This window comes from Grimontia hollisae CIP 101886, from assembly GCF_000176515.1.
Taxonomy (GTDB): Bacteria; Pseudomonadota; Gammaproteobacteria; order Enterobacterales; family Vibrionaceae; genus Enterovibrio; species Enterovibrio hollisae.
In genome coordinates, this window is sequence record NZ_ADAQ01000008.1 from 220,525 (window position 1) to 233,161 (window position 12,637).

General features: G+C 51.9%; 15 protein-coding genes. 7 read left to right on the forward strand and 8 right to left on the reverse strand.

What is annotated here, in order from left to right:
• Positions 1 to 23 precede the first annotated feature (23 nt).
• The 3 genes from ftsX to ftsY are packed head-to-tail and all read right to left on the reverse strand — an operon-like array spanning position 24 to position 3,182.
• Positions 24 to 929: a permease-like cell division protein FtsX gene (gene ftsX / locus VHA_RS02965; RefSeq protein WP_005501695.1), complete on the reverse strand. Its 906-nt coding sequence runs from the start codon at positions 927 to 929 to the stop codon at positions 24 to 26.
• Positions 922 to 1,587 carry a cell division ATP-binding protein FtsE gene (ftsE, locus tag VHA_RS02970; protein WP_005501697.1) on the reverse strand — a complete coding sequence of 222 codons (666 nt, stop codon included), beginning with the start codon at positions 1,585 to 1,587 and terminating at the stop codon, positions 922 to 924. The genes ftsX and ftsE overlap by 8 nt, the downstream gene beginning before the upstream one ends.
• Before the next feature lie 5 nt (positions 1,588 to 1,592).
• Positions 1,593 to 3,182 carry a signal recognition particle-docking protein FtsY gene (ftsY, locus tag VHA_RS02975; RefSeq protein WP_005501700.1) on the reverse strand — a complete coding sequence of 530 codons (1,590 nt, stop codon included), beginning with the start codon at positions 3,180 to 3,182 and terminating at the stop codon, positions 1,593 to 1,595.
• Positions 3,183 to 3,425: 243 nt separating this feature from the next.
• Here ftsY and rsmD point away from each other — a divergent pair, with 243 nt between their 5' ends.
• Together rsmD and VHA_RS02985 are read left to right on the forward strand one after the other, a co-directional pair.
• Entirely contained in the window at positions 3,426 to 4,061 is a 636-nt protein-coding gene (gene rsmD / locus VHA_RS02980; protein WP_005501702.1) for a 16S rRNA (guanine(966)-N(2))-methyltransferase RsmD, read from the forward strand.
• Positions 4,058 to 4,330, forward strand: a complete 273-nt coding sequence (locus VHA_RS02985; RefSeq protein ID WP_005501703.1) for a DUF1145 domain-containing protein — start codon at positions 4,058 to 4,060, stop codon at positions 4,328 to 4,330. The genes rsmD and VHA_RS02985 overlap by 4 nt, the downstream gene beginning before the upstream one ends.
• 64 nt (positions 4,331 to 4,394) lie before the next feature.
• Here VHA_RS02985 and VHA_RS02990 read toward each other — a convergent pair whose 3' ends face one another.
• The 4 genes from VHA_RS02990 to VHA_RS03005 form a co-directional block, all read right to left on the reverse strand.
• Positions 4,395 to 4,631, reverse strand: coding sequence for a YecH family metal-binding protein (locus tag VHA_RS02990; RefSeq protein WP_005501704.1), 237 nt, complete (start codon positions 4,629 to 4,631; stop codon positions 4,395 to 4,397).
• A gap of 90 nt (positions 4,632 to 4,721) precedes the next feature.
• Positions 4,722 to 5,039 (reverse strand): putative signal transducing protein, encoded by a 318-nt coding sequence (locus tag VHA_RS02995; protein WP_040528065.1) that lies wholly within the window; start codon positions 5,037 to 5,039, stop codon positions 4,722 to 4,724.
• 9 nt (positions 5,040 to 5,048) lie between these two features.
• On the reverse strand, positions 5,049 to 5,672 hold the full coding sequence (locus tag VHA_RS03000; protein WP_005501706.1) for a lysoplasmalogenase: 624 nt from the start codon (positions 5,670 to 5,672) through the stop codon (positions 5,049 to 5,051).
• 201 nt (positions 5,673 to 5,873) lie between these two features.
• Positions 5,874 to 6,236, reverse strand: a complete 363-nt coding sequence (locus VHA_RS03005; RefSeq protein ID WP_005501707.1) for a hypothetical protein — start codon at positions 6,234 to 6,236, stop codon at positions 5,874 to 5,876.
• A 242-nt stretch (positions 6,237 to 6,478) separates the two neighbouring features.
• Between VHA_RS03005 and VHA_RS03010 the strand changes: the two genes are divergently transcribed.
• Entirely contained in the window at positions 6,479 to 6,814 is a 336-nt protein-coding gene (locus tag VHA_RS03010; protein WP_005501708.1) for a DUF2500 domain-containing protein, read from the forward strand.
• 12 nt (positions 6,815 to 6,826) lie between these two features.
• Here VHA_RS03010 and VHA_RS03015 read toward each other — a convergent pair whose 3' ends face one another.
• Positions 6,827 to 7,828 carry an acyltransferase gene (locus VHA_RS03015; RefSeq protein ID WP_040528112.1) on the reverse strand — a complete coding sequence of 334 codons (1,002 nt, stop codon included), beginning with the start codon at positions 7,826 to 7,828 and terminating at the stop codon, positions 6,827 to 6,829.
• A gap of 272 nt (positions 7,829 to 8,100) precedes the next feature.
• On the opposite strand from VHA_RS03015, the gene VHA_RS03020 reads away from it, so the two are divergent.
• From VHA_RS03020 to VHA_RS03035, 4 genes are all read left to right on the forward strand, one after another.
• A complete protein-coding gene (locus tag VHA_RS03020; RefSeq protein ID WP_005501712.1) occupies positions 8,101 to 9,102 on the forward strand; it encodes an alpha/beta fold hydrolase in 1,002 nt (333 codons plus the stop codon).
• Between the two features lie 136 nt (positions 9,103 to 9,238).
• The gene (locus VHA_RS03025; RefSeq protein ID WP_005501715.1) at positions 9,239 to 10,039 is read left to right on the forward strand and encodes a Cof-type HAD-IIB family hydrolase; all 801 of its coding nucleotides are present in this window, start codon (positions 9,239 to 9,241) and stop codon (positions 10,037 to 10,039) included.
• A 196-nt stretch (positions 10,040 to 10,235) separates the two neighbouring features.
• A complete protein-coding gene (locus VHA_RS03030; protein ID WP_005501716.1) occupies positions 10,236 to 11,768 on the forward strand; it encodes a COG3650 family protein in 1,533 nt (510 codons plus the stop codon).
• Positions 11,769 to 12,401 carry a tRNA-uridine aminocarboxypropyltransferase gene (locus tag VHA_RS03035; RefSeq protein ID WP_005501717.1) on the forward strand — a complete coding sequence of 211 codons (633 nt, stop codon included), beginning with the start codon at positions 11,769 to 11,771 and terminating at the stop codon, positions 12,399 to 12,401.
• Positions 12,402 to 12,637 lie beyond the last annotated feature (236 nt).

Here is a 12,637-nt window from a genome sequence, read left to right on the forward strand (position 1 = left end):
CACCCTTTTGTGACCTTCATTTATTAAACAGGTTCAATTTCCCGTAAATGTTTTGTGGCTGCAAGCTTTGCAGCCAGAAGCCCTATCAAGCCCGCCACCATCAACAGAATCAAACCTTCATCCAGGCGGAGGCCCGCCAGGCGGAAACCACTGTCATACAGTGTAGCCAATTTCGCGACAGCAGCATCCAAAAGCAAGCCGTTGATCGTAGCAACAATCCAAGCCACCAGTGCCCCAGCCAGTGCCAGCCACACACCGGTATAAAGGTACGGACGCAGGATATAGCTGTCCGTCGCCCCAACCAGCTTCATCACCTGGATTTCTTCTTTCTGACTCAGAACCTGCAAACGCAAGGTATTCCCGATAATGAGAAATACGGCCATTAACATCAGACCGGAAAACACCCAGGTTAATGTCAGCACCAGAGACTCAATCGCAGAAAGACGCTGCAACCAGTCACTGTCGAGGCGCACCTCTTCTACCTCAGGGGCAGCTCGCAGCCTGGCAGCCAGCGCAGTCACATCCTCAGCCCGGTCAGAGGATGGGGTCACCACCACCACTGCTGGCAGCGGGTTTTCATCCAACAGACTGACCGCTTCTTCAAAACCCTGGATCTGCCGAAGCTCGGTGAGCCCCTGTTCCGGCGAAATATACTCGGCGGTCGCCACGTCCGGCCAACCGGCCAACGTTTTGCCAAACGCCTCTGCGCGGTTTTCTGACACCGGATTGAGGTACACCGTCAGTTGGTTTGGAGCCTGCCATTCTTGGGTCACCAACATGACGTTTTTTGCCAGCATGTACAGAGTGGCAGGTAACGCGAGCGAAAACGCCAGCGCCAGAATGGTCAGCAGGTTGCCCAATGGCTTAGCCATCAGATCGTTAAAAGCCTGACGGCCTTGCTGCTTATGCAGTGAAAGAAAGTTAGCCACGGACCACCTCCGAAAGATGCCCTTGGTTAAGTTCAAACCGGCGCATGTCATAGCGGTTGAGCAGCGATGTATCGTGGGTGGCCATCAAGACGGTCACTCCCACCTGGTTAAACTGGAGGAACAGCTCCATGATTTGCTGTGACAGCTCGGCATCCAGGTTGCCGGTCGGCTCGTCGGCAACCAGCACCATAGGACGGTTCACGACAGCACGGGCAATGCCGACGCGTTGTTGCTCACCACCGGAGAGCTGAATAGGCAGGCAACCGGCTTTATCCAGCAGTCCAACCTTATCCAGCGCGGCCGAAACACGCTTTTTAATGTCATTCTCGCTGGCCTGTTCAATGCGCAGTGGCAGTGCCACGTTGTCAAACACGCTTCGGTCCATCAGCAGTTTATGATCCTGGAAAATCACCCCGATATGGCGGCGCAGGAAAGGAATGTCCTTGCGCGCAATACGTGAGATGTCATGGTCATTGAACAGGATTTTCCCGTCGCTTGGCCGCTCAATCGCGCACAGCAATTTCAGCAGGGTGCTTTTCCCTGCCCCTGAGTGACCGGTCAAAAACGCCATATCACCTTTGGGTAAGTGAAAACTCACTCTTTGCAGTGCCTGTTGCCCACCACGGTAGGCCTTACTTACCTGCTGAAAATGGATCACGCCTATCAGTCCTCCCGACTAAACAGAGCTTCGATAAATTCTTCCGCCACGAACGGACGCAAATCGTCAATGCCTTCACCCACACCGATATAACGGATCGGGATATTGAACTGGTCAGCCACCGCGAAGATCACGCCACCTTTTGCCGTGCCATCCAGTTTGGTCAGGGTGATGCCAGAAAGTGGAGCGATGTCGTTAAACAGGCGCGCCTGGCTGATGGCATTCTGGCCGGTACCAGCGTCAATGGTCAGCATGATTTCATGCGGCGCATTTTCATCGAGCTTTTTCATCACCCGGACGATTTTCTTCAGCTCTTCCATCAGGTTGGCTTTGTTTTGCAGGCGGCCTGCCGTATCGGCGATCACCACATCAACATTACGCGCTTTTGCCGCTTCTATCGCGTCATAGATCACTGATGCACTGTCCGCCCCGGTATGCTGGGCAATCACAGGCACATTATTACGTTCACCCCATACTTGTAGCTGTTCGACTGCGGCTGCGCGGAACGTGTCACCGGCGGCCAGCATGACAGACTTACCCTGCTGCTGGAACTGCTTGGCCAACTTACCGATAGTGGTGGTTTTACCCACGCCGTTTACGCCTACCATCAGGATGACAAACGGGCCATCTTTCCTGTCGATCTCCAGCGGTTTTTCCACCTTGCTCAGGATGTCTGCCATCTCTTGCTTGAGGATACCGTAAAGTGCTTCACCGTCTTTCAGCTCTTTGCGCGAGGCTTTTTCGGTGAGGCTATTAATAATTTTGGTGGTGGTGTCCATGCCGACATCAGCAATAAGCAGCTGTTCTTCAAGCTCCTCAAACAGCTCATCATCGATTTTCTTACCGCTGAACAATCCAAAGAATCCTGCGCCCAGATTGACTTTGGTTTTCTGTAGGCCACGTTTCAGGCGGGCAAAGAACCCCTCTTTTTTCGGTTTTTCCTGCTCAACCTTCGCAGCTTTTTCAGCCGCAAGGCGTGCAGCTTCTTCTGCTGCTTTGGCTTCTGCTTCTGCTTCTGCCTGCTGACGGGCTTCCTCTTCAGCGCGGGCTTTGGCTTCGGCCTCTGCTTGCTGGCGGGCTTCTTCTTCGGCGCGGGCCTTGGCTTCTGCCTCTGCCTGCTGACGGGCTTCCTCTTCAGCGCGGGCTTTGGCTTCGGCCTCTGCCTGCTGGCGGGCTTCCTCTTCAGCGCGGGCTTTGGCTTCGGCCTCTGCCTGCTGGCGGGCTGCTTCTTCAGCGCGGGCCTTGGCTTCGGCCTCTGCCTGCTGACGGGCTTCCTCTTCAGCGCGGGCCTTGGCTTCGGCCTCTGCCTGCTGACGGGCTTCCTCTTCAGCGCGGGCCTTGGCTTCGGCCTCTGCCTGCTGGCGGGCTGCTTCTTCAGCGCGGGCCTTGGCTTCGGCCTCTGCCTGCTGACGGGCTTCCTCTTCAGCGCGGGCCTTGGCTTCGGCCTCTGCCTGCTGGCGGGCTGCTTCTTCAGCGCGGGCTTTGGCTTCTGCTGCTAGGCGTGCTTCCTCGGCTTTTCGCTGTTCTTCTTGTTCGTCATTTTTTCGGCCGAAACCCAGCCAGGACATAAATCCGCGTTTCTTTTTTTCTGCCATTGGCAAATCCTAAAGCTTGATTGGTACAATCAGCCCGGTAACCACGAGCTGATCTAGAAACTGTGAACACTGCTCCCCAGCGAGTGCAGTGGTGTAACGGCGCGACATGCATACCTCATCGACGCAGCCACTCCGGCGAAAGGAGCCGAAAGCCCTTACGTCGCTAACTGAATAAGATTGGGGGAATGCAGTGCCATTACCGAAAGCGTATAGTCTAACACCTTCTTAGCGGTCAAAAAATCTATGGTAAGACGTAACCCTAAAAACCCTGCGAACCGGAACACGGGTCGCAGACACGCTTCAACGGCCAATACAGGAGGCGGCACTGGTTTTGTCCGCATCATTTCCGGCAAATGGCGAGGCCGTAAGCTGCCGGTAAAGAACGTGGAAGGCTTGCGCCCGACCACAGACCGCGTCAAAGAAACGGTCTTCAACTGGCTGGCCGCAGACCTTTATGAGGCACGCTGCCTGGACGTCTTTGCAGGCAGTGGTGGGCTGGGCCTTGAAGCCTTGTCCCGCCATGCAGGGCACGTCACCTTGCTGGAATTGGATAAAGGCGCGGCGACGCAAATCCGCCAGAATCTCAACACGCTGAAAGCCGAGAACGCTACGGTACACAATACCGATGCCCTGACCTATCTTTCCAATCAGGGGCAGCCGTTTGACGTGGTCTTTATTGACCCGCCATTTCGCAAAGACTTGCTGGGTGATGTGATCAACAAACTTGAGCACAATGGGTGGCTAAGCCACAACGCGCTGGTCTACATTGAGGCAGAGAAAGAACTGGGACAACCGGTCGTGCCGGCGCACTGGGACATGATTAAGGAAAAGCATGCCGGGCAAGTCAGTTTCCGGCTGTATCAAAGAGAGGAAAAATGAAAGCACTCATCCTGTTAGCAAAAGCGGCCATCGGCTTTGTCTGGTTTGTCCTGATTGCCAATATCGTCCATCCCTTTCCCGGGGTTGCCGCGATGGCGCTTTATATCATGACCGCCTTCCTGTTCTGTATGCACGGCCTGCAGATGCTGATTTTTATCGGTGCCTTCGGTGACAAAATCACTATGACGAAGTGGGAAAAGTGGTCAATCCTGTTGTTTGGCATTTTTGCCCTGCTCGACATTCGCCGTAAGTATATGGTCAGTCAATAACATATCCGACAAGAATGACAAAGGTCTCGACAGAGGCCTTTGTCTTTTGTCGATTAAAACAGCCCTAGTGGTTGCAAACCCGCGCTTCGTTGACGGAGAGGGTACCCATCTCCTCAATGATTTTCTTGCGGCGACGCAAAAACGTGAGCACTTCACTGAAGGAAAGCGCTTGCCGGCTGCAGGTGTGAAAACATGCTTCTGTGCCCCATTGACTCTCAACCCAGTGCGCTAGTGCCTGTTCAGACATAGGTTGCTGCTTGAGATGATTTAAGATCTCGTGGACATGAATAGATGCAGACATGTTGTCTCCGCTCAGTGAAAAAACGCGCATATCAAATCACAGCTTCGCCGGTAACAACATGATATGGCGCAAAGCTTATTGTGCTTTGAGTTAAGGTTTCGATCCATTGTGAGGTGAGCCGCACTGCCAGCATAGTTCAAAACTTCCCCCGTTCTCTTCACCACAACCTGAACAAAACCAGATTGTATCCCCCTGCGCTTCGTACTCTTTCAATGCCGCCAAAGCTTTCTTCTCTCGCAACTCTTCAACCCATAACGTCACCGCAATCACATCGACCGGCAACTCTCCCGTCGCACTGGCAAGGGATTCCCCTTTCAATACCACCTCAATCCCCATGCTCTCCAGCATGCCTTTCAAACTGTGTGCCTCAAGTGAATTACTGGCGCTATACACTTGTACCCACGACATATAAGGCTCCTATGACAACACGGACAGCGTGATCAGTCCCTGAGCAAAAAAGTAGGTACTCATGATCAGCAGTACCGATGTTTTGAACGGACCTTTAAAGCGATCAAACGCCAAGACCGTATCTGACACCATAAATAGCAGTGCCCCACCAAAAGCATAGGCCGCAGCCTGCGAATGGGCATTCATCCAGAACTCACCCGCTCCCCAGGCCATCTGGGCAATCACAGCGATGTAAAGACCCACCGGGATCAGCAAAGTGCCAAGGTTGGGAAGCAGCAACAGGAAAATAATCACACTTGCAGCACCAATCAGGGAGGGTAACCACCAGACCATCGCCCCCTCAAACTGTTGCCAAAAAGCGATGCTGTAAAGGATATGGGCGACCAGAAAGCTGATAAGACCGGGAACAAAACGGTCTTTAGGCAACATCAAAAAGACATCTCCCAGCAGGGAAAATACCAGCCCGGCAAGAATAAGGTGGGTATAAATGTTGCTCTCTCCGCCCATCACCGCAATAGTAATCATCAGCGCGATGGTCAGTGGTTTGCACAGGTAGAACTGCCATTGTGGCCCTTTGTAAGCCGCATTGATATGCAGTAAGCCGGAAAAACAGACGGCAACCCAACTCAACATGATGTGTTCCTCTAAACTGCGAGCCAACCAAGTCTAGAGATGCAAGATGGAAAGTCTACTGCCTACCTCTCAGAAAGCGAACAAGGCAGAAAAAACACGCCAGTCTCTTTGCACTGCCTGCCTAAAAGGCGATGTATTTTAATGCGTTACGCTCAGTCTCGAGAAAAAGAAAAATCATGGAGAATCGTGTTTCATCTCATGTTACTGACCAACAATATGGCGCCAGTTTTCTACGTAAAACCACACCGCCCCAGCAGTGACCGCAAAGATGAGAAACAGGGCAATCCGCCACATGGTCCGGCTACTACGCGGCAACAGCTCTTTTTCACACTGTTTACACGCACTCATAAAACCGCGCATATCATCGACCTCATAACCGTCTTCATGCACGGCTTTATTGCGCACCGTGGCAATAAAGCGCAGTTTAGCAATCACATCATGTGGCAGACGCTCCTGACAACTGCTCACTAACTCGTGTAATCCCCGCCCCTTGGCGTGGTAATGCTCTTTGAGAAGCCGTTCCAGGCGCCGACTTTGTCTCACGACAATGGCAATATCCTCCATGAGGGCCTCCTTTCTCTTTGCATGCAATGCGTCCCATGACATTAGATTACGTCATAACACCAAAAGTGAGAATGCACTTTAACTAACGTTAGCGCCATCCCTGCGCTGTATAAGTGCAGTGGATCACGAAATTTCCGTCCGTTGGGTTTGTAGAAACCGTGTGTGAAGTAGACTTTGCCGACTGTATCCCTGCCGCATTCCAGCGCGTTGGAATGTGGTTTACCGGAGAAAAGGAGAGAGCCGTGCCAGTTTCAGTGTTATTACTTGTAGGCGCCTTGGCGGTGATAGCAGGCGTTTACTTTGTACTGACCATGCAAAAGCACCTGATAGGACAAGGCGCTGAAGAGCGGACGATTGATATTCGTATTCTTGATAAGCAGGCCGTCACAATCCCCAACCCGCAGCAACATCAAGATCCCGAAGAATACTGGATCTATGTCGAACCAATGGAAGGTGGCCCCAAACGCGAATTCCAGGTCGGGATCCACTACTACCATGCGCTGCATCCGGGCGATTACGGCACCTTAACCTATCGCGGTGCCCAGTTTGTTCACTTTGCCAAAATGCAACGCCATTGATACTTTATCGGCTTAAGGCACCAGCCATGCGGTGAAACGTGACTTTGACAACCCCACACTGGCCATGTAAGACACCCCAAATACGGCCAGTGTGACCAGAGGGATCGTCAACCAGGCCATGGAAGGGGTGAATGCCAGCTCCCTCAGCGGCCACAAAAACACCGGATGCACCAGGTAAATCCCCAACGAATGCCGGCTTATGGTTGTGACTGCATGCCGGACCGATTCAGACATGCGCTCAGCCCAGTGCTGGCAAAGCCCAAACACCATGGCCGCAATCAAGACTGTATTCAGGGTTTTATAGGAGAACCAGCCTGCATTTGTGTATCGGTTTTTTGAGACACTTTCAGAAATCGCCGTGTATTCAGTCGCCACCAATGCCAACAGGCCCAAAAACAACAACCATTTCAACGGCAGTTTGCGTTGGTGAAGCACAAACCCCAGCAGCAGGTAGCCGCCATACAGCACCAAGTCTTCCAGCCACCCCAGCGACATCCCCGTCAGTCTCGCAGCGCACAGTACCAGCCAGCAGCCGAGCAAAGCGTGAAAGAGTCCCTGATCTTCCCGCTGGGCAACAGGACGTAATACAGGAACCAAAAAATAAAGCGGTATAAAATAATAGAAAAAACCCAGATGATAGTAGGTTTCTTCAACAGGAAAGGCGATTAGTCGCTGTACGGTTTCTGCCCAATTTACATGTTGTAATGATATTCCTGCCAATATCGCGTAAAAAACTGACCAGGTAACAAACGGTAACAAGACCTTCATCACCCGCCGTCGGACAAAATACCCCACCGAGAAAGGGCGAGTGTCTGAAAGTAATAATGCACCTGTGATCATGATGAAAACCGGCACCGCCCAACGGCTTGCACCATTAATGGCAATGGCGGAAACCCAATCAGCGTAGGGGGTTTCCCCCACCAGAAAACGGTAAGGCCCAAGCACATGGATAGCAACAACAGCAAGCGCCGCAACAACACGCAACAGTTCGATATAAAAGACTTTTTTCTGTATTTGCTCACCCATCGTCTGATATGTCTCTTGTGTATTATTATCTTTTATTTGATGGTGACATTTTCACCACCAAACAGAAAGCAAACAAATATAGCCGCCAAACGTCAATTCTTGATTAACTTTTTTAAAGATCACCACATCCATTTCAAGCATTGTCGGCTGTTTTCTTTTCAACTGAATGTGACGTTTCACCGATTGATAGAATGCATGACGTGCTCAGGCATATTGACGATTCAGTGGTATGCTAATAAAAAAACAACGCCGGAATTCACATGCCAATCGAACACCTTTTTTTATTTTCCCGCGAAGATGCACTGAAAGAGACCATGGAAAAGGCGATCGCGCCGTTTTGGGCCAACCGACAACGGGGGGAATTTGTCGGTCAAGACGGACTGCGCCTGAACTGGTGCGCCTTTACTAAGCCAGAGCACACCCGTGCAATTGTGGTGGTCAATGGCCGTATCGAAGGGGTCGCAAAATATCAGGAACTCTTCTTCGACCTTTTCAATCAGGGTTTTGATGTCTATAGCTATGATCACCGGGGACAGGGCCATAGCCAGCGTCTGGTCACCGGCAGTGACATCGGCCATGTGGTGGCGTTCGATCATTATGTGGACGATCTCGAGACCTTTATCAATGAGGTTGTCACCCGGAAAACCCATCTACAACGCATGATCCTGGCCCACTCCATGGGCGGGGCAATCTCAACCCTGTATGCCGCACGAAAGCCTAACGCCATTGATGCACTGGCTCTGAGCGCACCGATGTTCGGCATTAACCTGTCCCGGCCCCTGCAAGTGACCGCCAAACCACTGTGTCAGATGCTGTCCAAGTTGCAACACCCCGCCGGTTTTGCACCAGGTCAGATGCCCTACTGGGCCAAACCTTTTAAACAAAACCTGCTCACACAATCTGAAGCCCGCTACCAGTGGTTCCGCAAACTGTATGAGAAAGATGAGACACTAAAAGTCGGCGGCCCCAGCGCCCAGTGGATCTGGCAAAGTATAGAGGCCTGCAGACGCATACGTAACGCGGCCACCGACATCGAGATCCCCATCCTGTTGATGCAAGCGGCCTACGATCAGGTCGTTTGCAACCAGGCCATGTTCCAGTTCTACCGTAACCGCCAGGCGGCAGACCTGCCGATCCAGTTTGAAATTCTGGCAGGCTCCCGCCATGAACTGCTGTTTGAAGTTGACGCTATTCGCGATAAATCCCTGACCCTGATACTTGAATTTTTTAACACCCTCAACGGTGAAAGCATACAGGAGTAAACCGCCTAGCCCCGGCTACAGATGTCGGCTTTTCAGAAACAGGAAATAAACGCCGACATTTTGATCCCTTTTCTTTCCCCTTTTTCTGGATACACTGAGAGCATTAACGCATCTCTGCTTTCCTATTGAGGTATCCATGTACAACATCGTTGCATCCGATCTCGACGGCACCTTGCTAACGCCAAAACACACTATCGCTCCCTTTACCTGCGATGTCCTGCAACGTTTACATGCCAAAGGTAAGCACTTTGTTTTCGCTACAGGCCGTCATCACATCGATGTGGCTCATATCCGCAAAAATGTCGGCATCCCAGCCTGCATGATCACGTCAAACGGGGCGAGGGTGCACGATGAAAACGACCAACTGATCTTCAGTCATAACGTTGACCCTGCGGTGGTTGCCCAACTGGTAGAGATGGTAAAAGACGATGAAACCGTAACTATTCACATCTATCGTGAAGATGACTGGCTGCTGAACCGCGTGGATGAAGACCTGGCGAAATACCACAAAGATTCAGGCTTCAGTTTTAAAGAATTCGACGTCAATAACCCACCGGTTGATGATGTGGCAAAAATATTCTTTATCCGCCATGACCATGATTACCTGATGGGTTATGAGAAAACGTTCATCGACACCTTTGGTGACAACATCAGTGTGGCCTTTTCCACCCCGTTTTGTCTGGAAGTGATGGGCTCTGGCGTCTCTAAAGGAGAAGCGCTCAAAGCGGTCGCAGAAATCAAAGGCTTCAGCCTGGACGACTGTATCGCGTTTGGCGACGGCATGAATGATGTAGAAATGCTGGGTGCGGCGAAAAAAGGCCTCATTATGGCAACCGCACACCCACGTGTAAAAGCAGCCCTGCCAGATAACGAAGTCATTGGCAGTAACGCAGAAGAGGCCGTCGCTCACTACCTTGAAACCCATCTACTGGACTGAGTCGCGCGGTAGATTCCCAAACGGCAGCACTCCCCCTTGCTGCCGTTTTTTTATGCACACTTTTCTAACATCGCGATATTCTCATGCTATTGTGGCTCGGCTTTCATCAGCCAATACGCCATAATTTCCCTGTTGCTTCCTTGAATCCTGTTGGGATTTAATCCAATCAGGCACTGAATGAGAAGAGGAATGTCTGTTGAATATCCAAAACCCCCCTTTTGCCCACACACTGGGATTATTTTGTGCGACTGCCCTGCTGTCTGCCTGCAGCTTCACGCTTAAAGACCCTGTAGATCAGGGGAGCACCGACGACGTATCCCCGCAAGCAGAAACCAGTGCCACGCCTCAACGTTTTATGCTGCGTGGAGAAGTGACACTCGGCCATGAAGTTCGTGCTATTACCCCGTGCGGCAGCAATACTCAGTATTGGCTTGATCTTCCGGCTACCTTGGATCAAGGCGGGCAGGCACTGACCATGGGACCGTATCAGAATGTCTACGGCGAACTGATCGGTGAGTTTGTGCAGCCCGCCTATGATGGCTTTGCCGCTGATTACCCGGCAACGTTCAAGGTGACACAATTGAACCTGATGTCCGTCGAAATCGACGGCTGCAACCAACCTCGAAACCGTACAGTGGCATCAGGCAATGAGCCCTTCTGGTCAGTGTCTATTGATGGTAATACACTTAAGTACCAACAGCCCGGTGTAGAAGCGGAGCAATTTACCTTGATCGGGCACGACATCTCTTCCGCTGCCCGCGTTTACCGGGCAGATGGCGCGACACTTACCCTGCGCCCAGCGCTTTGCAATGACACCATGAGCGACAGCATTTACGGCTGGGCCTCGACCTTCACCAAAGGCAATCAAACCTTGAACGGCTGTGCGACGCTGGCCGCTGATGACCCAACGCAGCACTGGGTCGGCGAATATCAGGGCGTGACCAATATCGGCGGCAATTCACTGACCACCACCCTGACGCTCAACCCCGACCATACTGCCACCACCCGGTATACTCAGGCAGGGGAAGACACAGTGGAAGAAACCGGTATTTGGCAACAGGCCAGCCAAAACAAAGTACAGGTGATGATGACCCGGCACCAAGGGCAATACCTGGTCAGTGAGCGCCTGTTTACCCGCCAGGGGTTCACCCTGAATGCCGATAAGGAAACCATCAATAGCCAGGAGTACAGCCTTGGGCCAGAAGGGCTTACACTGTCGTTGATGGTCGGCAATCACCAGCAGCCCAATGCCACCACTGGCGTGAAAGGCTCCGCAGCATTCAATGAAAAAGTCGATGCCGCATTCAAGGCCTACCTTGGTGAAGACGGCGTAAAACAGGCTGAAGGTACCCGCTATCGCTGGCTGATGCAGGATCTGAACGGTGACCTTCAAGATGAGCTGATGATTTTTACTGACTGGTGCGGCAGTGGCGGCTGCACCCTGTTGGTGTTTGCCAACGACAACAATGAATGGCGTTTTAACAGCCACATCACCCTGGTGCACTTACCGTTTCAGATGAGTGCCGCCACCCGCCTCGGCTGGCACAATCTCATCATGCCAGTCGGGGGTGGCGGTGCAAAAGCGACCTCCCGCGTATTAATGTTTAACGGTACGCACTACCCGGGCAATCCATCGGTTGCACCGGAAGTGTTGTTGCCTGACAGCTCTGATCTATACCTGTTCGTTGATGGTATTTACCCGCAGCAAGAAGGCATTGAGCTGAAATAAATGGAAAAAGACTCCCGGATGCCAGAAAAAGCCGCCCCCTGCACAGGGTGCGGCTTTCACTACCACTGCTTTTGCGGTGAAGAGCCAACACTGAATAGCCAGGTGCGTATTGAGCTCTTAATGCATGAAACAGAAACCGGACGCACCACCAACACAGGCCAACTGCTCGAAAAGGCACTGCCATATTGCAGACGCCATATCTGGCAGCGCAAAGCACCGCCAGCGGCGTTGCTCACTTTATTCGCAGACTCTGCCACACAGACATATCTGGTGTTTCCGGGAGACCATGCTATTGCGTTGGATAACGCACTCGCGCAGCACACTTCTAAACCGGAAACCAATCCCATCCACTTCATCATTCTCGATGCCACCTGGCAGCAGGCAAGGAAAATGCTGCGCCAGAGCCCCTGGCTCCAGACTGCCCCTATGATAAAACTACCGGAGGGGCTTTCCACCCGCTACACCCTGCGTCGCAACCAACCAAACGGATCACTGTGCACCTGTGAAGTGGGTACCGTGTTGCTGACAGCGATGGGAGAAACAGACAATGCTGCCGCGGTAGATAAGTACTTTGAAAAATTTATACAGATATTTGAAGCAGATAGACACCATCAGCCGTTACAAAAACGATAAAGGTGAAACATGTACTAACACAGACCAAGGATCCAAGACCACCAAATGTAAGTCTTTAAAAATCAATCTATTATCAACATAAATTGGCCATTCATTTACTTTCCAGGCGACATATCACGCAATGTAATTTCGCGTAACAAAGCGTTTCACCGTGATCTTCGTTTCAAATCATTCCCATAACCCACTCTATGATTGCCGCCAATTTTTCTAGGCAAACCAAACCTCCTGGGATCATA

What these genes read in the sequence shown, in the direction of transcription:
- ftsY (WP_005501700.1), bottom strand. Translation starts at nt 3,182, where the DNA reads ATGGCAGAAAAAAAGAAACGCGGATTTATGTCCTGGCTGGGTTTCGGC.
- rsmD (WP_005501702.1), top strand. Translation starts at nt 3,426, where the DNA reads ATGGTAAGACGTAACCCTAAAAACCCTGCGAACCGGAACACGGGTCGC.
- VHA_RS02985 (WP_005501703.1), top strand. Translation starts at nt 4,058, where the DNA reads ATGAAAGCACTCATCCTGTTAGCAAAAGCGGCCATCGGCTTTGTCTGG.
- VHA_RS02990 (WP_005501704.1), bottom strand. Translation starts at nt 4,631, where the DNA reads ATGTCTGCATCTATTCATGTCCACGAGATCTTAAATCATCTCAAGCAG.
- VHA_RS02995 (WP_040528065.1), bottom strand. Translation starts at nt 5,039, where the DNA reads ATGTCGTGGGTACAAGTGTATAGCGCCAGTAATTCACTTGAGGCACAC.
- VHA_RS03000 (WP_005501706.1), bottom strand. Translation starts at nt 5,672, where the DNA reads ATGTTGAGTTGGGTTGCCGTCTGTTTTTCCGGCTTACTGCATATCAAT.
- VHA_RS03005 (WP_005501707.1), bottom strand. Translation starts at nt 6,236, where the DNA reads ATGGAGGATATTGCCATTGTCGTGAGACAAAGTCGGCGCCTGGAACGG.
- VHA_RS03020 (WP_005501712.1), top strand. Translation starts at nt 8,101, where the DNA reads ATGCCAATCGAACACCTTTTTTTATTTTCCCGCGAAGATGCACTGAAA.
- VHA_RS03025 (WP_005501715.1), top strand. Translation starts at nt 9,239, where the DNA reads ATGTACAACATCGTTGCATCCGATCTCGACGGCACCTTGCTAACGCCA.
- VHA_RS03035 (WP_005501717.1), top strand. Translation starts at nt 11,769, where the DNA reads ATGGAAAAAGACTCCCGGATGCCAGAAAAAGCCGCCCCCTGCACAGGG.